The organism is Emticicia sp. W12TSBA100-4, from assembly GCF_040253585.1.
GTDB lineage: Bacteria > Bacteroidota > Bacteroidia > Cytophagales > Spirosomataceae > Emticicia.
Genome location: NZ_JBELAU010000005.1, coordinates 273,106 through 299,758 on the forward strand (window position 1 = coordinate 273,106; position 26,653 = coordinate 299,758).

Genomic DNA, 26,653 nt, shown 5'->3' on the forward strand with positions numbered 1-26,653 from the left:
TCAATAATTCTTAGTAATTTTTGAGGCGTCTTTTTTTAAATTCCTTTATTTCATAACTTTGAGGCATAAAATCAATCCAACTGTTTATGAAATTAAAATCTACACTTTTTCTGTTATTATTTATCGTATCAAGTTCTCTCCTTGCCCAAACTTCTTCACCTAATTCTTTTGCAAAATTCTATTCTATTGACAATACCTCCCTTATTTGCGGTGGTAATGTAATAATAGGACATTTGTATGATGGCAATAATTTCAATCAAACACATAACGAAACTATTATTTATGGCGAAGATAATAAGTTTTTTCTTGAAATTGCTACGGATGATTCCAGTAACTATGTAAGAATTCAGGCTCAGAAAATCGACATTGCAGTATCGGGCAAAGCACAGTTTCTATTACCAGACACCCTAAAAATAGGACGTAACTATTTGTTACGAATGAGTTCTACAAATCCAGCTTTGGTTTCACGAACACCTTACAAGCTAAAATTTGGTATAGGTTTAGTGCCATATACCGTAAATTTTAGTCAAGAAAAGACCTTTTTTCAGTCCTCTCCACAAGTCTCACTTTCGTATGAAATAAACTTAAAAAGTGGTAGTGGTGCTACTAATCTCTACATTGAAAACGGCATTGGGTATCAGATAAAAACATCAAATGGTATAAATGATAACATATACATCTACAATTTGCCCACAAATGCTGGATTTTCTGTAGTACCTCAGGATTCGGTAAACGTTTATAGACTTACTGAAATAGTTAATTCATGCGGAACTAAAGGAGAAATAATTGGCGAAGCAAAAGTGACTCGTAAAGAATTTATTGACATGCTGAATATTTCGTTAACAGCTAATGTACCTACTGTATGCGATGGTTCACAATTGAGTATTGATGTAACTTCAAAATCATTGACATCAAAGACAACTTTTGAAGTAGAATTCTCAAAGAATTATGACTTTACTTCTGGCGTTGTTTCTACAAATGCAACGCTCACTCACAACAATAAAATTATAGTGAGTTTACCTTCAATCGTAAAAACAGGTGAATCTGTCTATTTTAGAGTAAAAACAGAAGCTCCCAAAATGGTTAGCAAAGTTTTGTTTATTTATGCTACCGAAAAAACAACGATGGTTATTCCGAGGCTTATACAAGATACTGCTGATGAACTCTACATTTCATTTGAACAATATAATGCGAACAATATTAACTATACAACTTATCTCTCTCAGGTAATTGTCAACGGCAAAGATATTAGTCATGAGATAAGTGGTGCGAGTTGGAGATTTCCTTTTCCCAAAAAAGATACCGTACTAACGTTCAGTAAAATTAGTAATTCGTGCGGGAATTTATCAATAACTAACCCTTCAGTCAGTATTAAAGCAGAAAATTTTATTTTTATTAACTTTCAGAATAAACTCGAAGCTACCTGCCAAGGCAAAACGGCTGAAATTAGTTATACTATCTCAAATCCTATTAAGGCAAATGATGTTGCATTTTACGCCTATATATCGGCAAATGGATTAGAGTATGTCCAAGCTAACAATAGTTTTTCGGGAGCTTATGTAACAGCCTATGTTTACAATTTAAAAACTTTAATCAACCAAGATAAGAAGACAGTCTCGGTAACAATACCGAGCGATTTAGATGAACAACTTCAAAAACAATTTGGTAATCGTAGAGTAAACATACAAGAACTAAGCCTTAAAATGTATGCTTATCGAAGTGGCAACTCATCTTTATCAGTTGGTTCTAATTTCAGTTCTTCTCCATTAAAACTCATTCCGAAGCTAACCCTAACTGCTCCTAAAATTGAAGTTGATGGCGGCGGTGGATATGTAGATATTCCCGTAAAATTTACTGGGGGAAGTGAAATTAGTTATACACTTTCTAATGGGCAAACTGGAGTTATCAACCATCAAAGGAGTACCTGTTATAGCTGTTCACCATTAAATGGGGGCGAAACATCAATAAGAGTTTTGGCTGATCAAAATAGTTTAATCAGAATAGTAACAGCCGAAAATACTTGTGCTTTGGCATCACTCAAGGGTGAAACATCTATCATTGTAAATACTGATAGGCCAGCACTATTAATTGATGAAAGTAAAACTGCTAAAAGAGCCTGTAAAGGAAGTACAATAAATGTCACTTTTCAAAAACTTGGAAAGTGGAACAGCGAGCCAAACCTCAGACTACAAAGCAAAGTTTACTACTATGGTAGTGGAAGCTATGATTTAAGTCCGCAAGTTATTACAGGTTCGACTGTTTCAATAATAGCTTCAAACAAAGTTTATGATGCGAAAATGGAAGTTTGGGTTGAAGCCGTAGGAACAAATATTAAATCGAATAGTATTATTATTGATTTGGAAAAATTGCCTTATGGCTTCAAAATAAATGCAAGTACAAATGAGAAATCAGTAACCTACACAAATAATGAAGAAACGGTTTACTTATTAAATACAACCGATGCCTCTCTCTACTTTTCTGGATATGGTGGAAATTTAGACTTTACGATAGATGGAAAGAAGATTACAAATGTCTATAAATCAGGCAACTACTCGGAAACGTCTATTACTCTAAATAGAAAAAACGACAGCCTTTTTACAATCAATTCTTACTCAAATATCTGTGGTCTTGTAGAATTAAATAGAAAAGTAAAGGTAGTGAGAGTACCTACCATCCTTACAGGAAATGATAATACAACCGAACAGTATTTCATAAAAAAGTCTCAATGTGTCGGCACAAAAAGAATTATTACTTATAGTTATCTTGGATTAGCTCCAAGCAAAGATTCTTTGGTTGTTCAACTCGCCAAATATGACGATATAGATAGCATTGACTTCACAAAATTATCTTTTTTTGATGTGCCAGCAATAAGAAACGAAACCGCTTTAACATTTACTATTCCTGACACCCTTTTTGGTTACTATGCCTATCGTATAAAATCCTTAGTGAACAACCTGACTTCAAATATAAATTATGATGGTTACGATTATTATTTTTATCAAAAACCTAATGTAAAACTTAGTACCGCAACGGGTAAAGATGTAATTGGCTTACCGGGTGCCAATCTTTATTTAATTTCCAACTTTGAAAAAAGTACAGAGTTTAATATCGTAATGAATGACGGCACAAAGCATAATTCATATAACTTCGGTCTATATTATGATGCTTTTCTTGATAATAATGGTAGTGTACAACGAAAGGTTAAGAATCTTGGAAAAGAGTTTCAACCCAACCAAACAACCACTTACTCGCTAAAATCAGCGTATAATACCTGCGGTTTGGGTACAGTTGAAGGAAATGCTACAATTAATATCCCACCTTCGATTAAAAACCAAATTTCAGCAAGTACTATTAGTCAATCATTTTGTAATGGTGATAGCTTAACCATAGATTTGAGTTATTTAGGAGCATTCCCGACAGATACACTCATGGGCATTTACTTACATTCATACACTAAAGCGTCATTAAACCAAGAATTAATTACCTTCAAAAATAAACCAAACAAAATTTCAATCAAACTTCCGAGCGATATCAATTCAGGTTATTACTACATTCAAACTCGTAAAAAAAGTAGAAGTAAAATTTACACGAAAGGTTATTTCCATGAATTAGACTCACTAACAAAAACCAATGCCAGACTTAATTTAGATGCAGAGCCTATTACAATAAGTATCACAACTCCTCTAATGTTAAATTTAAGCGGAAATTCCGAAATATTTGTGGGAGACTCGACAAACTTAACAGTCAAACTCTTAAATCAAAAAGGAGAAGATCCAAAAATATCTCAAGATACGATTTCCTTTATTTACGGCGTAACTAATTATTTTACACTCAGTGATGGCAATACTTACAGCAGTAATTATGCGTCACTGATAGTATCACCACTTAAAACCGAAACATTTACAATCACAAACACCAAAAATGCTTGTGGAGTAGGAAAAGCCACAGGCAATGCCACAGTAGTAGTTTATCCAAAATCAGATAAAAGAATTAAAACTATTGGATATAGTAGAAAGCGAAGCGAAAACAACTCTTACCTTGAGGATTACTTGTATGCTTGTTCAGGCACAAAAGATTCATTAGACATTAGGCTATTTGGTATTGATAGCAAAAGTGATTTTTCAAAATACAAAGTACTCTTATCTGATAAAGATGGAAAGAACTATGCACCTATAAAAACAACTAAGTTTAAACTATCATCAGACCTTGAGGAATACAAGATTCTCCGTTTATGGTATGAATTACCAGAAAGCATCGTTGCAGGAACAAACTATTTGATTAAAGGAGTAGCCGATGATGCAAGCATTATTAGTACACCACTGAATACTCCTGGTATTATTAACGAATTACCTACTGCATCATTAACAGGTAATACAACCTTTACAAACGGTGAAAAGATAAACGCTGTCGTAAAACTCACTGGCAATGCTCCTTGGGCGATTTCGGTTATTGATAAAGATGGAAATTTTGCTTATAATGGATTACCAACTAAAATCGATAGTACTGAGAATTTTACAAACTATAAGCCTAAATTAATTTACACAAACGAATTTAATTTAGAACTCAAGCCAGAAAAATCAAATGTTTATAGAATTTCAAAGGTATTTAATGAGGCATGCGAGTTTGGAAAAGTAATCGCTGGTGAATTCACCGTTGATTTAATCTTAGCCAACGAAAACCCCATTCAAAATTTCATTCAAATCTATCCAAACCCAACCGCTAAGCAATTAAATATTGATTTAACAAGTCTAAACACCTCAACAGTCGTAGAAACTTATAATAGTATGGGCCAACTACTCGATAGTAGAACTTATACGCAAAGCCAAACACAGCAAAAACAAAGTTTAGATTTTAGCCAATATCATTCCGGTGTTTATTTAATAAAAATCAATACCGATAAGTTTTCCCAAACCTATCGAATTGTAAAACACTGAAATAAAAATGGGCGTTACATTTTGTAACGCCCATTTTTATTTCTCAAAAACTGAACTCATAAATTCATCTTCTTTAACTCCTCTACCGCATAATTAGCCGCTCGTGCCGAAAGAGCCATATAAGTCAAAGATGGGTTCTGACAAGGCGAAGATGACATGGCAGCACCATCGGTACAAAAAACATTCTTCACGGCATGATGTTGGTTAAATTTATTAAAAACTGAGGTCTTTGGGTCATTTCCCATACGTGCAGTTCCCATTTCATGAATACTTAATCCAATCGTAGCTTTAGCATCAAAGCCTTCAATATTCTTAAAACCAGCCGATTCCATCATCGCAACTGCTTGTTCTTGGGCATCTTTTCGCATCGCAAGTTCATTGTCTCGATGTTGGGCATCAAATTTCAAAACAGGTTGCCCCCACTTATCTTTTTTCTCATCAGTCAACGAAACTTTGTTTTCGTAATAAGGCAGACATTCGCCAAAAGCATCTAAAATCATCTTCCAGTTGCCAAATTGGGTATTTTGTTCTTTAAAATTTACCCCAAAACCTTCCATTTCGGCGGCACTTCCCCAACCTTCTCGCCAAGTATAAACCTCAAATCCATAACCACGCTTGAAACTTTGCTTATCACCATTCACATTTCTGAAACGTGGTATATAAAGCCCCGCTGGATGACGGCCGTAATAAACCTTATCTAAATCGCCATCATAATCGCCATTTGCTCCTACATGAAAATGATGGTCCATTAAATTATGGCCAAGTTGCCCACTGTCATCCATACCATTCGGGAAACGATTAGATTTTGAATTCATCAAAATAAAGGTCGAACCTAAAGCCGAAGCATTCAAGAAAATCACTTTTGCATCAAACTCCAACCATTCGTTAGTTTGCTCATCAATCACCCTTACGCCCGAAGCTTTCCCTGTCTTTTCATCATAAATTATCGAATTTACTATCGAATGTGGGCGAATTGTCAAATTTCCAGTCTTGCGAGCCGCAGGAATAGTAGCCGACTGACTACTAAAATAAGCTCCAAACGGACACCCTCTCATACAAAGATTTCGGTATTGACATTTTGCACGTCCTAAAGCCAACTGTTCTTCGGTTGGAGCAGTCAAATGTGCTGCTCGTGCCGAAATCACTTTTCTATCATTAAATTTACCATTAATTGTACCTCTAAAATGGCTTTCGATACAATTATCAGGCATTGCTGGCTGGAAAATCCCATCGGGTAATTGTGGCAAACCATCACGGTTTCCTGCAATTCCTGCAAAACGCTCCACATGATCATACCAGGGTGCAATATCTTTATATCTAATTGGCCAATCTACGCCAACGCCTTCTTTGGCATTTGCCTCAAAGTCTAAATCCGAAAAACGAAACGAGTATCTTCCCCACATCAACGAACGTCCGCCAACATGATAGCCACGAATCCAATCAAAAGGCTTTTCTTCTATGTATGGGTTTTCCAAATCATTCACAAAATGATGAGCAGTGGCTTCCGTCACAGCAAAACCTGTGCGGTTTTGAACTGGATATTTTTCTAATTCTTTATCAGACATCTTTAAATTATGATGCGGAAACTCCCACGGAGGTGTCATAGCCGTGTGATAATCTTTCACGTGTTCAATCATACGGCCACGCTCAAGCATCAAAACTTTGAGTCCATTCTCTGATAATTCTTTTGCCGACCAGCCCCCCGAAATTCCCGAACCTACCACAATCGCATCATAGAACATTTTCTCTTTTGCTTTTCCTTGAATATTCATTTTCAGTCGTTAGTTTGTTGCACTGCTTATATTATTTTTATCCGTGAATATACGAATATATCATCTCGTCCCAAAAACATTTTCCCAGCTTCGCATTAAACTTAAAAATCAAGTAAAAACCCCTATTGATTAAAGTATTTTAACGCTATGCAAGTTCATTAAAAGCCACTAACTTTGTAATTACTAAGCAGCCATGAAATAAGTAAGTACCAAAAGTCGGCTCTGCGGAGTCGGCTTTTACTTGAATAAGTCTCAAGCATATTAAAGATAAAAAGTTAAAAAATTCATTAGTTTAGGGTTAGTGAAAAAAGCATAGCACACCTCTATCTTAGGGAGTGTGCTATTTTTGTTTCTGAAAATTATAGCCGTACTTTGTTCAAAAATTGAGCGTATGCAAGAAAAAGGAAAGCAAAAAGAGCAAAAGCCAAAAGATTCAACCGAAAAATCAGGACTTCATCCACGAAATCCACACCGTTTTCGCTATGATTTCAAAGCTTTGATTGCTTCATGTTCCGATTTAGAGAAATTTGTTTCAGTCAATAGATTTGGCGATGAAAGCATTGATTTTGCCAACCCTGATGCCGTAAAAATGCTCAACCGAGCCATTCTAAAGCATTTTTATCAAATTTCTCTTTGGGATATTCCTCGAAACTACCTTTGTCCACCAATTCCAGGGCGTGCTGATTATATCCATTACATCGCCGATTTATTGGCCGATGAAAATCAAAAGCAAATTCCAATTGGCGAAAAAATAAAGATTTTAGATATTGGTGTTGGAGCAAATTGTGTTTATCCAATCATTGGTTCACAAGCCTACGGCTGGGATTTTGTTGGAACTGATATTGACCCAATTGCCATCAAATCTGCTCAAAATATCATTAAAAGCAATAGCGTTCTAAGCGACAAGATTGAATGTAGATTGCAGCCTTCAAACAAACATATTTTTGAGGGTATTTTAAAACCCAATGAATTTTTCGATGTTTCGATTTGCAATCCGCCATTCCATACCTCTGCTGAAGAAGCTGCGGCTGGAAGCCAAAGAAAAATTAAAAATTTAGGTCTGAAAGACAAAAACAAACTCAATTTTGGAGGACAAAATGCTGAACTTTGGTGTGAAGGTGGAGAAGTAGCATTCGTCAGAAATATGATTTTTGAAAGTAAAGAAATTGGTCAGCAAATTACATGGTTTACAAGCCTCATTGCCAAAAAAGAACATTTGCCGAGTATTTATTATTACCTAAAAAAAGTAAATGCAGTTGAAGTAAAAACCATAAATATGGCACAAGGGCAAAAAATTAGCAGAATTGTGGCTTGGACATTTAAAAGCGAACCTAAACGTCAGAAATAGAAAATAAAGATATTAGTTATATGGAATGAATAAAGCTCTTATTAATTCTAAAAAGATTGAGATAACTTATACTAAAAAAGAGAAATCGTAAATTTCTCTTTTTTAATTAAAAACTATATCGTAATATTGCAATATAAAAATATACTTTCAAATGGGGCTTACAAAAACCGACCTTTTTACCGAAAACCAAAATGAAATAGCGATGCTTGCTAAAGCTATCGCTCACCCAGCTCGTGTAGCGATAATTGAATATTTATTGAAAGTAAATGCTTGTATATGTAACGATATCGTTAACGAACTACCATTGGCACAACCAACCATATCGCAGCATTTGAAAGAATTAAAAAACGCAGGAATCATCAAAGGTAATATCGAAGGAAATGCCATTTGCTACTGCATCAATGAGCCAATTTTTAGTAAAATCAAAGGCTTATTTGGTCCAATGCAGCCTATTCAAAATAATTGTTGTTAATCAAACTTAAATCTCAAATACAATGAAACTTTCAGAAGTAAAATCACTACTCCCAACACTCGATAGCGTAAATTTTGAACTCGAAAATGGTTCACAAGTTCCAGAACACTTTCATGTAACCGAAGTTGGTGTAATTACCAAACATTTTATTGATTGTGGTGGAACCGTTCGCAACGAAAAAGTAGCTAACTTCCAGTTATGGAATGCCAATGATACCGAACACCGCCTCAAACCCAAGAAATTGCTCGACATCATCGCACTTTCAGAAAAAGTTTTAGGAATGGAAGACCTTGAAATCGAAGTAGAATATCAAGCTGAAACAATCGGAAAATACGAACTGGGCTTTAATGGCAAAGATTTCATGCTTTTGAGCAAACAAACTGCCTGCTTGGCACAAGATTCGTGCGGTATTCCTGCCGAAAAATTAAAAGTAAACCTTTCGCAAGTAGCGGCTGCGAGTGCTTGTTGCACGCCAGGTGGTGGATGTTGCTAATCTTTTGACCCAAAATTCAAATATGTATCAATCAATTAGAAGTTTATTAAAAAATATTGAGCAAGATTTTGCGACAATTCCAGACGCAAGAAAGGAGTTATTACAAAAAATAAGCAATTACATTCAAGCAAGATACGATAAAAATGAACCTATCAATCTTGTTTATATCTGCACCCACAACTCTCGACGAAGCCATTTTGGGCAAGTAGCGGCAGCCATTGCAGCGGCTTATTATAATATTGATAAAGTGGCTACTTTTTCGGGAGGAACGGAAGCAACGGCCTTCAATCCGAATGCCATTAATGCACTAAAAACACTTGGTTTCAATATAATTTCTGATGAAAAAGAGGTGAATCCAACTTACCAAGTTAAGTTCGGGAACAATCTAAGTACAACTTGTTTTTCAAAAGTTTACGACCACGAAGCCAATCCAAAAGCTGATTTTGCAGCCATTATGACTTGCTCAGATGCCGAACAAAATTGTCCTTTTATTGCTGGAGTTGCTTTACGAATTGGTACAACCTACGAAGACCCAAAGAAATCGGATGGAACTCCGCAACAAGATGAAACTTATCTAACAAGATTCAAACAAATTGCCACTGAAACGCTTTACGCTTTTTCGTTGGTGAAATAAACTAAGAGCAAAGACATGAAAACCAAAACAGCAATTTTACTCGAATTATGGATAGAGGCCCGCACTCGATTCTCGAATCAGTTACAAAATCTAACATCAGAAGATTTAACAAAAAAACTAAATCCTTCGCCCAATAGTATTGGTTTTCTGATTCGACACATAGGTGATGTGGAATTGCTTTTTGCAAAAAATGTCTTTGGCGATAGAACAGTAAAAGTCACTGCAAAAACAGTTATCGACAAAAAAGATACTGGTGAATGGACAAATTTGACAGAGTTAGTTGATTACGTCAATCAATCATTCGCAACATTAAAATCAATCATCGAAAAACAAAGCAATGAAGATTGGGAAACGAGTATTTCGACTCAAGAATTTGGAACAAAAACCAAAGCCGAAGCTTTTGGTCGGATTGTCTCGCATACAACTTACCATGCAGGACAAATGGCAATTATAAAAAAATACGGACAATAAAAAACATTATGAGTGCAAATAATTGTAACCCAACGCAGAGAAAAAAACTCAGCTTTCTCGACCGATTTCTTACACTTTGGATATTTCTGGCTATGTTTATTGGTGTCGGTATTGGCTATTTTATACCAGATTCTTCTGCATTCATCAATTCATTTTCCAGCGGAACAACAAATATTCCGTTGGCAATTGGACTAATTCTGATGATGTACCCACCATTGGCAAAAGTGCGTTACGAACAAATGGGTGAAGTTTTCAAAAACACCAAAATATTATCCGTTTCGCTCTTACTTAATTGGGTAATTGGGCCAATTTTGATGTTTTTCTTAGCGATAATCTTCTTTCGTGACCAGCCCGAATACATGATAGGATTAATTCTGATTGGTATTGCTCGCTGCATTGCAATGGTCATTGTTTGGAACGAACTCGCCGACGGCAACCGAGAATATGCAGCAGGTTTAGTGGCCCTAAACAGTATTTTTCAAATCTTATTTTATAGCGTTTATGCCTATTTGTTCATTTCGGTTTTACCCCCTTTTTTTGGCATAAAAAGCACCGAAATCAATATCACGATTGGTCAAATAGCAGAAAGTGTGCTTATTTATCTCGGAATTCCTTTTTTCGCGGGCATCGTCAGTCGGTACTCTTTAATTAAATGGAAAGGTTTAGAATGGTTCAATACCAGATATATTTCATTTATTTCGCCGATTACGCTCATTGCCTTGCTTTTTACAATTGTGTTGATGTTTAGCTTAAAAGGTGAGTTAATCGTGCAAATTCCTTTCGATGTACTCAAAATTGCAGTGCCTTTAGTTATTTACTTTTTGATAATGTTTGTGGTAAGTTTTTTTCTTGGCAAAAAACTCGGAGCAGATTATTCAAAAAATACAGCCATTTCGTTTACAGCAACAGGCAATAATTTTGAACTGGCGATAGCTGTTGCCATCGGTATTTTTGGCATTAATAGCGGACAAGCCTTTACGGGTGTAATCGGTCCGTTGGTCGAAGTACCTGCTCTAATCTTATTAGTCAATGTGGCTTTTTGGTTCAAGAAAAGATGGTATGCAGGCGAATCGTTGACTGAATAAAAATATTTTCGTAAATTTTACAATAAAACTTTACAAGTAAATATTTTTTTTATACTTTAGTCACGGCAAATACAACAAACGAAAATTTCATTCGTTGTTTGGGATTTACGATTAAGATTTATTAACTTTGCAGTCCGATTAGGAGAATGCTGGGCTTTGTACGGTTCAGCCGCTTCACTAACCGTATAAACATTTGATAATCAAGTAAATAACAAACCAATGGATTTGATTAAGTTAGTCGAAGCAGAATTTGCTGGCAAGAGACAAACACAGCCTGAATTTAAGGCTGGAGATACAATTAGCGTTCACGTTAAAATTGTTGAAGGAAATAAAGAACGTATTCAGGTTTATACTGGTACTGTAATTCAACGTCGTAACGTTGGTACAAACGGAGAATCTTTTACAGTTCGTAAAATCTCTAACGGTGTTGGTGTTGAGCGTATTTTCCCTGTTCTTTCACCAAGCGTTGATAAAATCGAAGTAGTGCGTTACGGTAAAGTACGTCGTGCAAGATTGTTCTACTTACGTGGAAAACAAGGTAAAGCAGCACGTATCAAGGAATTAAAGAAAAAATAAGAACATTTTGAAAAAAAAGTTATACAAAAAATTAACTTTTTACTCTCAAAATTGTCTAAAGATAAAAGTAATAGCTTTTTCATAATTTTGTGTAGGAAAAGGCCGCCCCATTGGAGCGGCTTTTTTTATATCTACACAACCCGATTCACTAATAACAAGTAACCAATTTCTAATCACTACTTGGAATGAACAACATAAAATTCTATAAATATCAAGGCACTGGCAATGACTTCGTGATGATTGATAACCGTGACGGTGGTTTTCCTGCCAGCCAAGAATACATTGAGCACCTTTGCCATCGCCGATTTGGAATTGGAGCTGATGGACTAATTTTACTGCAAAATGATGCTGAATATGATTTCCGAATGGTTTATTACAACGCTGATGGTCGTGAAGGAAGTATGTGCGGAAATGGTGGACGTTGCACCGTTCGTTTTGCCGAAGATTTAGGTGTTTTTAAAGAAACTACAAAATTTATAGCTGTCGATGGCGAACATACTGCCCAAACCAGTAAAAAAGTAATTTCTTTGAAAATGGGCGAAGTTCACAGCCTTGAGCGTCATGAAGCTTATGATTTTATGAATACAGGTTCGCCGCATTATGTGGCGTATGTATCGGATATTGAGAAGTTTGATGTCTTTACAGCAGGAAAAAAAATCCGATATTCGGCCGAATGGGTAGCTCGTGGTGGTACAAACGTAAACTTTGTAGAAATCTTGAGTGATGACACAATTTATGTGCGAACTTATGAGCGTGGCGTAGAAGACGAAACATATTCGTGTGGTACAGGAGTTACAGCCTCTGCCCTATCAGCTTACTTGCGTCATGGTATGAAAAGTCCCGTAAATGTGATTACGAAAGGTGGGAATTTACAAGTTTCTTTCAACGAAGATTTTACAGATGTGCATCTAATAGGGCCAGCCATAAAGGTTTTTGATGGCATCTTGTAAGAATAACCAATAAAATGCCAGCCCAAAAAGCCCCGACTTAGATTCATAAGTTGGGGCTTTTTTCTTGCAATCAAAACATTTACTACAAAAACATTGCATATTCAATCGGGAGTTTATAAATTCGGTAACCTAACAAAAAAACGAAAATACGATGACCGAATTTGTTTTAGCGATTGAATGGCAAGGGTTTGAAAAAGATAAGTATGTTCACACTGTTTTAGAAGATAATATTCTCCCTCCATATATTGCTCAATGTCGTTGGTTTGCGGGAAAAGCTCGTCAAATCAAACAATTAAAAGTAAAAGATGCAGTACATTTAGAAGATTTTATCTTCATGACTTTTGAAGCAAAATACGAAGAAGGTGATAACGAACTATATCTTTTGCCGCTCTCATTTGTAGAAGAAGGTACACAAGAAATTCTATCGAAAGGAATTTTGAGTAAAGCCAGCATGGATGATAAAATCGGGCATTTGATAGATGCTATTTATGATGTCAATTTCAGAAATACTTTATTTTCAAGCATTTACCATAAAAAATCTTACAATCAAATCAATGATGATAAGCTTGTTTTCTTCAACGGTAAAGCTTTCATAGCTGAATCTGATGTTATTGATTCATTTTTGCCCAATATTGACTCTTCAAATTCGGCAATGATTTTTGGAGGCAAGTATTTCCTCAAACTCTACCGTAAACTTTTCACCGAAACAAATCCAGAGGCTGAAATGGTTGAGTTTATGACTCAACATTCTGACTTCCGAAATATACCGAGATTTGCGGGTAGTATCACTTGGAAACGTGCCGATATTTCTGAAATTACGTTTGCCGTGATGGTAGAAGTTATCAAGAGCGAAAAGGACGATTGGAGTATGACGGGAGATTATCTGAATGACTTCTTGCTGGCTTTTGTCGATGGAAATTTTCAGATTAAAGAATCGGTTTTCGGGAAAGTTGCTTTGCTTGCCCACCGAACAGCCGAAATGCACAAAGCTCTTTTTGCCTTGCGAGGAGCGGATGCCTTCAATGCTGAACCTTTCGACCGCCAATATCGGAGATTTTTGCACCAAAAAATGGAAAACCTGCTCGAACGTCGATATAACTTATTGACTGACAACTATCTACGTCTCGACGAGCAGGCCCAAACTTTGGCGTGGAAATTTATGGAAGCTAAAGATTTGATTCTTGATTTCGTTGATCAAGTGCTTACCCGTCCACTTTTTTCATACCGTACTCGTATTCATGGCGATTATCACTTAGGACAAGTTTTGGCAACCGAAAACGATTTAGTTATCATAGATTTTGAAGGAGAGCCAGAAAGTACAATTTCTGAGCGGAAAATAAAACATTCGCCACTGAAAGACGTAGCAGGTATGATTCGCTCCTATCACTATGCTGTTTCTGCAAAACTTTATAACTCAGCCGAAACCAGCGAAATAGATGAGCTACAACTCCAACGTGCAGCCGACCGTTGGTATAAATTGATTAAAGATACATATCTCGAAGAATATCTGTCTGTTTTCGGTAATCCACACCCGCTATTTAAGGATAATAATGAAATCAACTATCTTTTACTCTTCCATTTACTCGAAAAAGCAGTTTATGAAATTGGCTATGAAGTAAATTATCGCCCAAGTTGGGTAAAAATTCCGCTCAAAGGCATTGCTGAAGTCTTGGTCGAAGTAGAAAAATTAAGAAGATAAAAGTAGTTTGTAGTCGATGGTGGGCGGCGTTCTGCTCAACAGTCAACAGCTTTTGATTTGTTAGACAATAAATTTTAGATGAAAGAATATTTTAAACAAATTTTTGAGCATGAACATTGGGCAAATCTAAAAGTACTTGAAAGTATGATTTGTGCTTCTGAAATTCCACAACGTGTGATTGAGATCTTTTCGCACACAATTGCAGCTCAACGCATTTGGCTTGATCGAATAAATGGTAATGTGACTGAATTAAAAGTTTGGGAAGTTTTTGACACAAAAATTATGCTTGAACTTTTGGAAATCAATTATGCCGACATTAATAAAATCATTAATAATCAAGACTTTGAGCAATTGATTGCTTACCAAAATTCAACTGGTCAACATTTTACGAGTACAGTCAACCAAATTCTAAGCCATTTGGCTCTGCACGCTTCCTATCATCGAGGACAAGTAGTTTTACTGCTTAAAGGTAAAATAGAAGAATTACCAACAACCGATTTTATTCTTTACGTAAGATAAATTTTTAACGCTAAAGAAAAACAATTCAACAAATATGAATCATATCCCAAGCCTTGACGACATCAAAGAAGTTCACGAACGTATTAAACCGTTTATTCATCAAACTCCTGTTCTAACTTCAACAAGTATCAACCAACTGGCAGGTTGCGAGATTTTTTTTAAGTGCGAAAACTTTCAAAAAATTGGAGCATTTAAAGCTCGTGGTGGTATGAATGCTGTTTTGTCTTTATCGAAAGCAGAGCAAGAAAAGGGCATCACAACTCACTCTTCGGGCAATCATGCTCAAGCGATTGCTTTGGCAGCTAAAACGGTCGGAACAAAAGCTTATATTGTGATGCCAAGCAATGCACCTATTATCAAAAAAAATGGTGTAAAAGCTCTTGATGGTAAAATTATTGAGTGCGAACCAACACTTGAGGCACGTGAATCAACAGTTCAACAAGTAATTGACCGCACTGGAGCAACGTTTGTTCACCCATTCAATAATTATGATGTAATTGCTGGACAAGCAACTGCGACAGTTGAATTGATTGCTGAAATTCCGAATTTGCAAGTAATAATGGCTCCAGTTGGTGGAGGTGGACTTTTGAGTGGAACAGCTCTTGCAACGCATTATCTATTACCTAATGCTGAAGTAATTGCAGGTGAGCCCGAAGGAGCGGCCGATGCAATTTTATCATTTAAGAGTGGTAAAATTGAGAAAGCACCGTATATAAATACCATTGCTGATGGCTTGATGACAAATCTGGGCGACAAAACGCTGGAAATTATCAGAATGTATGTGAAAGATATTATTTTAGTAAGTGATGATGAAATAATTGCAGCAATGAGATTAATTTGGGAACGCCTAAAGATTGTTATTGAGCCATCGTGTGCTGTTCCATTTGCAGCTTTGCTGAAACAAAAAGAAAGATTTGCAGGAAAAAAAGTAGGTATTATTCTAACAGGTGGAAATATTGATTTAGGGAAACTTCCTTTTTAAATAGACACAAAAATAGGTAAGTCTGTGAAACTTACCTATTTTTGTTATTATTCAAATAAATCTATAAACTCAAATTTTTCTCCATCAAAAAGCCCTAAATCGCTGATTTTGAGAGCAGGAATTACTAACAAAGCCATAAATGATAGGCTCATAAATGGAGAAATAAGTGTGCTACCGAGCTGCTCTTTCACAAATCGGTCAATCATGGTATAGCTCTCTGCTACTTTATAACCATCATCACTACTCATCAGGCCAGCTACAGGTAAACCTAATACACCACGTTTAGTATTGCTTACGGCAGAAACTCCCCCCTTTTCTCTGATAATCAGGTTAATCGCTTCACAAATAGAAAAATCATCCACTCCAACCGCTATAATATTATGAGAATCATGGCCAACTGAAGAAGCGATTGCACCTTCTTTTAAGCCATAATTATTGATAAAAGCGATGGCTGGTGGAGCAGTTTTATAGCGATTCAGAACAACTATCTTTAATATATCTTTTTCTAAATCAGGTACTACAAAACCATTCTCTATTTTAGGTTCTACAAAAATTTCATTCGTAATCAATTGTCCATCAATGGTTTGTATTACACGCATCCGATGAACATTTTCTGGAGCAACAATTTCAATTTGCTTGGGCTGAATCAGTTCACAATCAAAATTATTGATTATTTCGCTTTGTAGATTTTCAATCAACGAAATACCATTTTCTGCTACTTTTTGACCATTTATATACGTCGTTTCGACATTGAAATCTTCCAAATTATCAACCAAAATAAAGTCACCCCAATCACCTTCTCTCAATAAACCAATATTCATTCGATAATGCAAAATCGGATTAATAGTTGCCATCCGAAGTACTTTAAATCTATCTATTCCATTGGCTATTGCTCTTTTAACAAGTTGATTGATATGACCTTCAACCAAATTATCTGGATGTTTATCGTCGGAGCAAAACATCATATTGGCAAAATGTTCATCAGCTAATGGAATCAATTCTTCAAAGTTTTTGGCAGCACTACCTTCTCGAATCAATATTTTCATGCCGAGTTTAAGCTTTTCTAATGCTTCACTCTTTGTAAAACATTCGTGGTCAGTTTCTATACCTGCTTCAATATATTTTTTTGCTGCCGCACCTCTTAATCCAGGTGCATGACCATCAACAGGTTTATTGAATGCTTGTGCCAAAGTAATTTTCTGCATTACCAATGGGTCTTCATGCAAAACCCCAGGAAAATTCATCATTTCGGCCAAATAACCAACCTCCTTATATGTAAATAAATGAGCAATATCCTTTGCTGTAATTTCGGCCCCAGCGGTTTCAAAGCCTGTTGCTGGTACACAAGATGGAGCTCCAAAGCAAAATTTGAAAGGTACTCGTCGCCCGTCCTCAATCATAAACTCTACGCCTTTTACCCCTAAAACATTGGCAATTTCGTGAGGGTCAGAAACGGTACCGACAGTACCGTGAACAACTGCTAATCGAGCAAACTGTGCGGGTGTAAGCATAGAGCTTTCCACATGTACGTGAGCATCAATCAGACCCGGTAGGATATATTTTTCTCCTTCTCTTTCTGCTCCTTGTAGATTTATTTGATGGATTCTTCCATTTTCAATAACCAACGTTCCATAGGAAACAGTACCATCAAACACATTTACTATATTAGCACTTAAATTTATCATTGATGAAATTTTGGGATTCTCATATTTTTTGGTAAAATAAACCTTTTTTTGTAAAAAATATCAGTTTCGTTTCAAATATTGTATAAAACGAGTTAAAATAAACAAATTGAAAAAAATAATTAATGAATTGTGACCGAAGCAACGCTTTCGGAGTCTAAAGTTAGAAGTCACCTAAAATGATAGTTTGGAAAAGTGAACCTTTTAATTCAACAAATTACTGAGTGATTTCGAGGACTTCGCGGGGAGCAATCTCATCAGAGTTTTTTAGCTCAATATGCCATAAAAATAAAAAAGTCATCCAATAATATCAGATGACTTTAAGTCTATTGAGTGAACCTTTTTGAATATTTTTGTAATAACAGCTAAGTGTTTTCTTACGCTATTATTTATCTGTGTGCATCTTTTGCGAACACTTAACTTAAACCAAAATCGTGCCAAATAGCTACTGAATGGATAATTTTTAAATTCGCTACATTTTCATATCATATCAATCAGTTATCAATCAATTTTAATTTAAACCATTTTTTGGCATAGATTTTGTTAGTACACCCACTGTTTTTTGAATATTTTCCAATATTTATTCAAATTTTGCGACTTTTGGCACTGTTTTAGACCTTTCATAAAATTCTTCATAAAAATTGATACTTTTTAGTTCAATTAACGTTTAATACAATGAATGAAAAAACACCCTTCATTCGCATCAACAATGACAAATAACAGTGATAACGTTTCACAGAGTTTCGATGAAAAAAAAAGTAAAGATTTAATGGCAAGTTTGGCTATTGATGCTTTAGGGATGGTAACCTATCTCATTCCTGCATTGGGCGAAGCAGCCGATGTGGTAATTGCACCGATTATTTCGGTTTTAATTTATGCAGTTCATCGAACTACATTTGGTGCTATTGCAGGTTTCTTAGAAGAAATAATTCCATTCACAGACATTATTCCGAGTGCTACCATTATTTGGTTTTATCGCTATTTCTTGAAAAGAGAAAGTACGTTTAATGAATTTATGGAGAGATTTAATAAAAAAAATCCAATTATTATTAATAGTAAATAAGAGATTTTCTAAGTTAGAATAAAGAAAAAAGCGTCCAAAAAATAATTCTTGAGACGCTTTTTATATTTAGAGTAATTCTGTTTAGAAATGTCTTTCGCCAGGTTCACGCTTAGCCAGCATCACAGCACCAGCCATTGCCACCAAAAACAATACAGATATAAGCTCAAACGGCAATAAGTATTCACCATAAAGAGACTGTCCTAAAATTTCAACCATACCAGTTTGTGAATTAAAACTCGTAGCATCTATTTTCTCTTTTCCTGCTCTTCTTAGGAAAATAATCAAAATTCCTCCCAACAAAAGAGCTGTCACGATAGCAGTTGTAATCAATTTATTATTCTTCATTTCATCCGTTTCCTGTTTCATATTCAAGAACATAATCACGAATAGAAATAATACCATGATAGCACCTGCATAAACAATGATATTTACCGCTGCTAAAAATTGGGCATTTAATAAGATATAGTGAGCCGAAATTGAAAAGAATGTCACAATTAAATAAATGACACTATGCACTGGATTTTTCGACATTATAGTACCTAAAGCTCCAAAAAGAGTTAATACTGATAATATGGCGAATGTATAAAAAATTGGAGGTAAACTAAGTATATTTTGCATATTCTGGTTAAAATCTAAGGCTTAAAAAAATTACTTCCAAAGCTTCATGGCATCTTCTTTGGTCCAAGCATCTCTCTGGTAGCGTTGATTCATGTCTTCTACCAATTGGTCTTTCCCATAAATTACATCTGAACGGTCAGTAAATACTGGCACAAATTTATCATGACGTAAATAAACAGCTTGTTTTGGACAAGCCTCTTCACAAAGACCACAGAAAATACAACGTAGCATATTGATTTCATAAACCGCCGCATATTTTTCTTCACGATAAAGATGTTCTTCACCTTTCACACGCTCTTGTGCAACCATCGAAATCGCTTCAGCAGGACACGCTACTGCACAAAGCCCACAAGCTGTACAACGCTCACGTCCTTCTTCGTCTCTTTTTAAGATATGATGTCCACGAAAAACTGGCCCCAAATAACGTTTTTGTTCAGGATATTCGATTGTAGGTTTCGCTTGAAAAAAGTGTTTAATCGTAATACCTAAACCTGTAGCAAGAGAAGGTAAATAACTTCTCTCAAACAAACTTAATTCGGATTTATCAGTTTTTTTTGCTCTATTAGTTAACTGCATAGTTTTAATGAGTGAATGAGTGAATGAGCGAATGAGCTTATCTTAACTCATTGTTCAAAATCTCTCATTAATTGATAATTGTTAATTGATTTACGCTCCCATAATAGCGTTTTTCTTTTTCGGACGCATTGACCAGCCTACTGAAATAAGCACAACCATTAATGCTAATCCAATCCAAATTCCAACTAATTTATAACCTGAGAGAATAGCACCTGCCGTTACTACCAAATTACCAACAGCCAATGGAATTAAGCCTTTCCAACCAAGATTCATTAGTTGGTCATAACGGAAACGTGGAACCGTCCAACGAACCCACATGAAGAAGAAAATACCAAATAAGATTTTTGTAAACATTGAGCCAATTCCTACCAAAGTTGCTACGTTATGACCAGCATTTGCTCCAAGAGCAGATATTAACTGACTTTCAACAAAGTCCATTCCTGGGTAGTTATATCCACCGAAAAACAAACAAGCTGTTACTGCTGAAGAAGCAAACATATTGATGTATTCTGCAAAAAGATAAAACCCTAATTTCATTGAGCTATATTCTGTGTGATATCCACCCACTAACTCTGTTTCACACTCTGGTAAATCAAAAGGTGTTCGGTTACATTCAGCAAAAGCACAAACGGTAAATATTAAAAATCCGAGCGGTTGATAGAATACATTCCAGTTTCCACCGTGTTGTTGAGCGACAATTTCACGAAGAGATAATGTACCTGACATCATCAAGATTGCAATGATTGACATGCCCATAGCTAATTCGTAACTAATGTTTTGTGAAGCAGCACGAATAGCACCTAACAGCGAGAATTTGTTGTTAGAAGCCCAACCACCAATCATTACTCCATAAACTCCGAGTGAAACAACTCCGAAAACGTATAAAATTCCAATATTGATTTCGATAGCTTGAACGAAAACTTCTTTACCTCCAATAATAAATGAATTGCCAAAAGGTACAACAGCACTTGACATCAAAGCAGTGAACATTGACAAACAAGGCCCTAATATAAATAACCATCTATCGGCTTGTGCTGGAATAAAATCTTCCTTGAAAAACATTTTTCCAGCATCGGCGAGCGGTTGTAATAAACCACCCCAACCAGCACGATTCGGACCACGACGGTCTTGAATGTAAGCGGCAACTTTACGTTCAGCCCACGTTGAATATGCTGCAATACCAAGTGTAATTGCAAAAATTACGATAATAATAAGAGCTTTCCAAAGAAACATACTTTCGGTCAGCCATTGTACAAAAGAACTCATAGTAAATTATTTACGATTTACGAAATACGAACCTTTATCAAAGAAATAATATTTCGATTTCATTACCAATAAATCAATAGTCAATTAAATTATTCCAAATTACTTTTTGAAATAACTTTCATTTTTTTGCTGTAATGCTTTGTAATCTTCAGATTGCTTGATTTCGGCCATTTCATTGACGTACGGACGAGAATCATCAATCTTTTTAAATTGAGATTCAGCAAGTTTCAAGGCAAAATCTGGCTTTTTAATCAAATTTGCTCCATATTTATTTGCCGAAATAACCGAAGCACGATTTACTTTCGTTGGCCCTTCAATTACCCAATCACTTGTTTTCTTCTTTTCGAATCGACAAGTATTACAAATGAATTCTTTCACCTCACCCCACTCATTTTTGCGGGCTGTTACACGAATTACTTCGTCTCCACGATACCATAATTGCACGTTTCCACTACATTTATCACAGTCACAATGTGCATCAACTGGTTTTGAGAACCAAACACGGTTTTTGAAACGGTAAGTTTTATCGGTCAAAGCACCTACTGGACATACATCAATCACATTTCCTGAGAAATCATTATCAATGGCACGACCAATGTAAGTTGAAATTTCGGCATGGTCACCCCTTCCCATCACCCCATGCACACGACCATCAGTGATTTGGTCAGCCGTGTAAACGCAACGATAGCACAACACACAACGTGTCATGTGAAGTTGTACATACGGACCAATATCCTCTTTCTCGAATGTACGACGCTCTTCTTGATAACGTGTAGTGCTCGTTCCATTTTCAAAAGCGAAGTCTTGCAAATGACACTCACCTGCTTGGTCACACACCGGGCAGTCAAGTGGGTGATTGAGTAATAAAAACTCAACTACTCCTTTGCGAGCCTCTACTACTTGTGAATTGGTGAAGTTTTCAACCACCATACCATCTTGTACATGTGTGATACACGAAGCAACCAATTTAGGCATCGGACGTGGGTCTTTTGCTGAACCAGCCGCAACTTTCACCAAACAAGCACGGCATTTTCCACCCGAACCTTTGAGTGGTTCGTAGTAGCACATGGCTGGTGGAGCCACTTCTGGGCCAATCTGGCGAGCAGCCTGCATAATAGTTGTTCCTGGAGCAACTTCTACTTCCACACCATCAACAGTGACTTTAAACATTACTGGTTTTATATCTTCCATCAGTTTTTCTGATAATAAACTTCTTTTCTACTAAAAATAAACTGCTTTGGTTATCGAATTAGACTAAAACTGCACCTGCATAAACAGCACCTGCTTTAGTAGCTTCTATTGGATGTTTTATATGCCATTCAAACTCATCACGGAAGTGACGAATTGCACTGGCAACTGGCCAAGCGGCTGCATCGCCCAGTGGACAAATGGTATTTCCTTCAATTTTTTTCGATACATCAACTAATAAATCAATATCACTCATAGAACCTTTACCATGTTCGATACGATTTAATACTTTTTGCATCCAGCCTGTTCCTTCACGACATGGTGAACATTGCCCGCAAGATTCATGCTCATAAAACCTTGAAAAATTCCAAGTATTACGAACGATACAAGCGGTTTCGTCAAAAGCGATGAAACCTCCTGAACCTAACATAGTACCAGTTGCGAAACCACCATCTGACAAAGATTCATAAGACATTAATCTATCTTCACCATTCGCATTTTTCAAGAATAATGCACCTGGAACTATTGGCACTGATGAACCACCAGCAACAACCGCTTTCAAACGGTGACCTGTGCGAACACCGCCACAATATTCATCAGAGTTTAAGAATTCATCACAAGAAAGTCCGAGTTCGATTTCATAAACACCTGGTTTGTTTATATGACCTGATGCTGAGATTAATTTTGTGCCAGTACTTTTGCCCACACCGACAGCGGCATAAGCCTCGCCACCGTTATTAACAATCCAAGATACCGTTGAGATCGATTCAACGTTATTTACTACGGTTGGACTTTGGTATAGCCCTTTTACAGCTGGGAAAGGTGGCTTATTTCTTGGGTTTCCACGCTTTCCTTCGAGTGATTCTAAAAGGGCAGTTTCTTCTCCACAAATATATGCACCACCACCTGGTTGTACTACTAATTCTAAATCATAACCACTTCCAAGTATATTCTTACCTAAGAAACCAGCAGCTTTTGCTTCTTCGATGGCTTTTTCAAGAATACGAATTACGTACATCAACTCACCTCTCACGTAGATGAATGACTTATTTGCACCAAGAGCATAGCTTGAAATAATCATCCCCTCAACTAATAAGTGAGGAATGGTTTTCATCAAATAATGGTCTTTGAATGTACCTGGCTCAGATTCGTCAGCGTTACAAACTAAATAACGTGGCACACCCTCTGGTTTAGCTAAAAACGACCACTTCATTCCCATTGGGAAACCTGCACCACCACGGCCACGAACGCCAGATTTCTTGACTTCTTCTACAACCTCATCAGGAGTCATTTTTTTCAAGGCTTTCTCAACGGCGGTATAACCGCCTTTCTTACGATAAACTTCAAAAGTCTCAATTCCTGGTGTACTACAATGTTCGGTTAATATTTTTAGTGACATATCTCTTTGTTACTTAGAAAGTTCTTCAATAATTTCATCAACTTTCTGGTTGTTCAAGTGCATATAATATTTTTCACGAATTTGGAAACATGGTCCCCAACCACAAGCAGCCAAACATTCTACCTCTTTCAAAGTGAAAAGACCGTCGGCCGTTGTTTCACCCTTCTTAATACCCAATTTCTGTTGAAGGTGTCCGAATACTTCTTCTCCACCCATTAATACACACGGACCTGTACGACAATATTCGATTACATGCTTACCAACTGGTTCTAAATGAAACATCGTATAAAACGATGCAACTTCATATACTTCAACTGGTTTTATAGACAATAAACTTGCTACATAATCCATTACACCTTGACTCATCCAGGCAAATTGTTCTTGAGCTAAATGCAAAACGGGTAACAAGGCTGATTTTTGTCTTCCTTCTGGATATCGTGCTATTATTTCTTGTACTTTCGCCAGTCTTTCGGGCGTAAAAACTATATTATTATTCTCAGTCATTGTATAATCTTTTATTAAGCATCTAACTCTCCAGCAATTACATTTAAGCTACTCATAATTACGATGGCATCAGAAATCGACACGCCTTTGCACATTTCTGGGTATGCTTGATAATAAATAAAGCTCGGACGACGGAAGTGTAAACGATATGGAGCTCGACCGCCATCACTTACCAAATAAAAGCCAAGTTCACCATTCCCACCTTCTACTGCATGATAAACTTCACCCGCAGGAGCATCAATTTCACCCATTACAATTTTAAAATGGTAAATCAAGGCTTCCATATTTTTGTAAACATCTTGCTTTGGAGGCAAATAATAATGATTTTCGTTGGCGTAGTATGGTCCTTCTGGAAGGTTTTCAAGTGCCTGACGAATAATCTTCATACTTTCCCACATTTCTTGGTTACGCACCATGAATCGGTCATAAGTATCTCCATTGTGACCAACTGGAATATCAAACTCAAAATCTTGGTACGAAGAATAAGGCTCCATCACACGAACATCATAATCAACACCAGCAGCACGTAAGTTTGGCCCAGTAAAACCATACTCTAATGCTCTTTCGCCAGTAATTGCTCCAACATTTACAATTCTATCAACAAAAATACGATTACGATTGAAAAGCTTTTCAAACTCAGTCAATACTTTTGGTAAACTATTGTAAATCAAATCCTTAATCTTAGCGATTGCTGTTGGAGATAAATCTCTTTCCATTCCGCCTATTCTACCCATATTGGTTGTTAGACGAGCACCGCACATTTCTTCATAGATTTCATATATTTTTTCACGTTCTTGGAAAACATATAAGAAACCAGAATAAGCACCTGTATCAACACCTAAGATTGAATTACAAATAATGTGGTCAGCAATACGAGCCAACTCCATCATAATTACACGAATATATTCTGCCCTTTTTGGTACGGTGACGCCCAAAAGTTTTTCTACTGTCATGTGCCATCCCATGTTATTGATGGGCGACGAACAGTAGTTCATTCGGTCAGTAAGAGTTGTAATTTGGTAGAAAGGGCGACGTTCGGCAATTTTTTCAAACGCACGGTGAATATAACCGATTGTTTGTTCGCCCGAAACGATTTTCTCACCATCCATCTTCAGAATATTCTGAAAAATACCGTGAGTAGCTGGGTGAGTTGGCCCTAGGTTTAATGTAGTAAATTCGGTATCCTCAACTATTGGTCTATTTAAGGCCAAAGCATCAGATGTATTTTTTGGTATTAGTAAGTCTTCCATAAAACCCCTATCTCCTGAATGAGACTAATAATGAAAAGTATTTATTTTTGTATATTACCCATTAACTGGGGGTGTGTTATCTTCCAAATAAAGCATCAATCTTATCTTCACGAGTGGCATCTTCGAGCGGATATTCTTTACGCATTGGGAAGTAGTCCATTTCTTCGATGTTCAAAATTCTGATAAGTTTCGGGTGGCCATCGAAAAGAATTCCGAAGAAATCATAAGTTTCTCTTTCCATCCAATTGGCTGTTGGCCAAAGAGTAGTGGCAGTTGGGATATGTAAATCATCTTGCGATAAGAAAACTTTAATACGGATTCGTACATTGTTTTCGAGGCTATGCAAGTGATAAATCACTCCAAACTCAGCTCCTTGATTATCTGGCAAATGAATACCCGTTAAGTCTGTCAAGAAGTTAAAACGAAAAGTTTCGTGCTTTTTTAAATACTCAAGAAGCGAGATAATATTCTGACGATTGGTAGTAAATGTGAGTAAACCCCAAGGCTCTTCAAAAGAGTGGGTATTTTCTCCAAACTTTGCTACTATATCTTCAGCTATTTGTTGATTAGTCATTCTAATTCTAAAATTTAAACTTTCTTCAATAAGAAATCTATACTTTACTGAATGTTGTAAGATTCTAATAAAGCTTGATATTCGGAAGTATTTCTTCTGCGAAGTGACTCATTGACAGCCAATTCTTGAATTTGCATTAATCCATCTAAGATTTGTTCTGGACGTGGTGGGCAACCTGGAACATATACATCTACCGGTATTACACGGTCAATGCCCTGCAACACTGAATATGTATCAAAAACTCCGCCACTGGAAGCACAAGCACCAACAGCTATCACCCAACGAGGTTCTGCCATTTGCAAGTAAACTTGCTTTAGAACAGGTGCCATTTTTTTGGCAATTGTTCCCATAACCATCAATAAATCGGCTTGGCGTGGTGAAAAACTTGGACGCTCAGAACCAAAACGAGAAATATCGTAGTGAGCACCCATTGTTGCCATAAACTCAATTCCGCAACAAGAAGTTGCGAATGGCAGTGGCCATAATGATTTACTACGGGCAATTCCGATTACTTTTTCAAATGAAGTTGCAAAAAAGCCAGAACCTTCAAATCCTTCGGGAGCTTCTATTGTTTTTATTTGATTACTCATGTTTTCTG

24 protein-coding genes are annotated in these 26,653 nt (G+C 36.4%); 13 read left to right on the forward strand and 11 right to left on the reverse strand.

Translation table 11 applies throughout. The annotated features are described in order from the left end of the window. Positions 1-86: 86 nt before the first annotated feature. Complete coding sequence (locus ABR854_RS08650) at positions 87-4,934, forward strand: T9SS type A sorting domain-containing protein (RefSeq protein ID WP_350265010.1); 4,848 nt, start codon at positions 87-89, stop codon at positions 4,932-4,934. A gap of 56 nt (positions 4,935-4,990) precedes the next feature. Here the strand turns inward: ABR854_RS08650 and ABR854_RS08655 are convergent, their stop codons facing one another. Next, the gene (locus tag ABR854_RS08655) at positions 4,991-6,706 is read right to left on the reverse strand and encodes a GMC oxidoreductase (RefSeq protein WP_350265011.1); all 1,716 of its coding nucleotides are present in this window, start codon (positions 6,704-6,706) and stop codon (positions 4,991-4,993) included. Between the two features lie 391 nt (positions 6,707-7,097). Here ABR854_RS08655 and rlmF point away from each other — a divergent pair, with 391 nt between their 5' ends. From rlmF to ABR854_RS08710, 11 genes are all read left to right on the forward strand, one after another. Next, complete coding sequence (rlmF, locus tag ABR854_RS08660) at positions 7,098-8,054, forward strand: 23S rRNA (adenine(1618)-N(6))-methyltransferase RlmF (RefSeq protein WP_350265012.1); 957 nt, start codon at positions 7,098-7,100, stop codon at positions 8,052-8,054. Positions 8,055-8,205: 151 nt separating this feature from the next. Then, the gene (locus ABR854_RS08665) at positions 8,206-8,526 is read left to right on the forward strand and encodes an ArsR/SmtB family transcription factor (protein ID WP_350265013.1); all 321 of its coding nucleotides are present in this window, start codon (positions 8,206-8,208) and stop codon (positions 8,524-8,526) included. A gap of 22 nt (positions 8,527-8,548) precedes the next feature. Further along, positions 8,549-9,019 (forward strand): DUF6428 family protein, encoded by a 471-nt coding sequence (locus ABR854_RS08670; RefSeq protein ID WP_350265014.1) that lies wholly within the window; start codon positions 8,549-8,551, stop codon positions 9,017-9,019. Between the two features lie 22 nt (positions 9,020-9,041). Next, a complete protein-coding gene (locus ABR854_RS08675) occupies positions 9,042-9,653 on the forward strand; it encodes a low molecular weight phosphatase family protein (RefSeq protein ID WP_350265015.1) in 612 nt (203 codons plus the stop codon). Between the two features lie 15 nt (positions 9,654-9,668). Further along, complete coding sequence (locus ABR854_RS08680) at positions 9,669-10,124, forward strand: DinB family protein (RefSeq protein ID WP_350265016.1); 456 nt, start codon at positions 9,669-9,671, stop codon at positions 10,122-10,124. 8 nt (positions 10,125-10,132) lie between these two features. Next, positions 10,133-11,209 carry an ACR3 family arsenite efflux transporter gene (gene arsB / locus ABR854_RS08685; RefSeq protein ID WP_350265017.1) on the forward strand — a complete coding sequence of 359 codons (1,077 nt, stop codon included), beginning with the start codon at positions 10,133-10,135 and terminating at the stop codon, positions 11,207-11,209. 219 nt (positions 11,210-11,428) lie between these two features. Then, on the forward strand, positions 11,429-11,785 hold the full coding sequence (gene rplS, locus ABR854_RS08690) for a 50S ribosomal protein L19 (protein WP_119364402.1): 357 nt from the start codon (positions 11,429-11,431) through the stop codon (positions 11,783-11,785). 185 nt (positions 11,786-11,970) lie between these two features. Then, a complete protein-coding gene (dapF, locus tag ABR854_RS08695; RefSeq protein ID WP_350265018.1) occupies positions 11,971-12,735 on the forward strand; it encodes a diaminopimelate epimerase in 765 nt (254 codons plus the stop codon). A 151-nt stretch (positions 12,736-12,886) separates the two neighbouring features. Then, positions 12,887-14,434 (forward strand): putative maltokinase, encoded by a 1,548-nt coding sequence (locus tag ABR854_RS08700; protein ID WP_350265019.1) that lies wholly within the window; start codon positions 12,887-12,889, stop codon positions 14,432-14,434. A 78-nt stretch (positions 14,435-14,512) separates the two neighbouring features. Continuing rightward, complete coding sequence (locus ABR854_RS08705) at positions 14,513-14,953, forward strand: DinB family protein (protein ID WP_350265020.1); 441 nt, start codon at positions 14,513-14,515, stop codon at positions 14,951-14,953. Between the two features lie 34 nt (positions 14,954-14,987). Continuing rightward, positions 14,988-15,935 (forward strand): threonine ammonia-lyase, encoded by a 948-nt coding sequence (locus ABR854_RS08710; protein WP_350265021.1) that lies wholly within the window; start codon positions 14,988-14,990, stop codon positions 15,933-15,935. Positions 15,936-15,982: 47 nt separating this feature from the next. Here the strand turns inward: ABR854_RS08710 and ade are convergent, their stop codons facing one another. Further along, on the reverse strand, positions 15,983-17,620 hold the full coding sequence (gene ade / locus ABR854_RS08715) for an adenine deaminase (RefSeq protein WP_350265022.1): 1,638 nt from the start codon (positions 17,618-17,620) through the stop codon (positions 15,983-15,985). Between the two features lie 706 nt (positions 17,621-18,326). Here ade and ABR854_RS08720 point away from each other — a divergent pair. Next, on the forward strand, positions 18,327-18,680 hold the full coding sequence (locus ABR854_RS08720; RefSeq protein WP_350265023.1) for a hypothetical protein: 354 nt from the start codon (positions 18,327-18,329) through the stop codon (positions 18,678-18,680). Positions 18,681-18,761: 81 nt separating this feature from the next. Here the strand turns inward: ABR854_RS08720 and ABR854_RS08725 are convergent, their stop codons facing one another. The 9 genes from ABR854_RS08725 to ABR854_RS08765 all read right to left on the reverse strand — a co-directional run bounded on the left by ABR854_RS08725 (position 18,762) and on the right by ABR854_RS08765 (position 26,645). Further along, on the reverse strand, positions 18,762-19,298 hold the full coding sequence (locus ABR854_RS08725) for an NADH-quinone oxidoreductase subunit J family protein (protein ID WP_064196737.1): 537 nt from the start codon (positions 19,296-19,298) through the stop codon (positions 18,762-18,764). Between the two features lie 30 nt (positions 19,299-19,328). Continuing rightward, entirely contained in the window at positions 19,329-19,874 is a 546-nt protein-coding gene (locus ABR854_RS08730) for a NuoI/complex I 23 kDa subunit family protein (protein WP_064196738.1), read from the reverse strand. Positions 19,875-19,964: 90 nt separating this feature from the next. Beyond that, on the reverse strand, positions 19,965-21,140 hold the full coding sequence (nuoH, locus tag ABR854_RS08735) for an NADH-quinone oxidoreductase subunit NuoH (RefSeq protein ID WP_350265024.1): 1,176 nt from the start codon (positions 21,138-21,140) through the stop codon (positions 19,965-19,967). Positions 21,141-21,239: 99 nt separating this feature from the next. Beyond that, positions 21,240-22,331, reverse strand: coding sequence for an NADH-quinone oxidoreductase subunit G (locus tag ABR854_RS08740; RefSeq protein ID WP_350265025.1), 1,092 nt, complete (start codon positions 22,329-22,331; stop codon positions 21,240-21,242). A gap of 58 nt (positions 22,332-22,389) precedes the next feature. Further along, positions 22,390-23,727: an NADH-quinone oxidoreductase subunit NuoF gene (gene nuoF / locus ABR854_RS08745; RefSeq protein WP_350265026.1), complete on the reverse strand. Its 1,338-nt coding sequence runs from the start codon at positions 23,725-23,727 to the stop codon at positions 22,390-22,392. 9 nt (positions 23,728-23,736) lie between these two features. Beyond that, entirely contained in the window at positions 23,737-24,231 is a 495-nt protein-coding gene (locus ABR854_RS08750) for an NADH-quinone oxidoreductase subunit NuoE family protein (RefSeq protein ID WP_064196743.1), read from the reverse strand. Positions 24,232-24,245: 14 nt separating this feature from the next. Next, positions 24,246-25,481 (reverse strand): NADH-quinone oxidoreductase subunit D, encoded by a 1,236-nt coding sequence (locus ABR854_RS08755; protein ID WP_350265027.1) that lies wholly within the window; start codon positions 25,479-25,481, stop codon positions 24,246-24,248. Between the two features lie 76 nt (positions 25,482-25,557). Then, positions 25,558-26,055 (reverse strand): NADH-quinone oxidoreductase subunit C, encoded by a 498-nt coding sequence (locus tag ABR854_RS08760; protein ID WP_350265028.1) that lies wholly within the window; start codon positions 26,053-26,055, stop codon positions 25,558-25,560. 44 nt (positions 26,056-26,099) lie between these two features. Continuing rightward, positions 26,100-26,645, reverse strand: a complete 546-nt coding sequence (locus tag ABR854_RS08765) for an NADH-quinone oxidoreductase subunit B (protein WP_064196745.1) — start codon at positions 26,643-26,645, stop codon at positions 26,100-26,102. Positions 26,646-26,653: the final 8 nt, after the last annotated feature.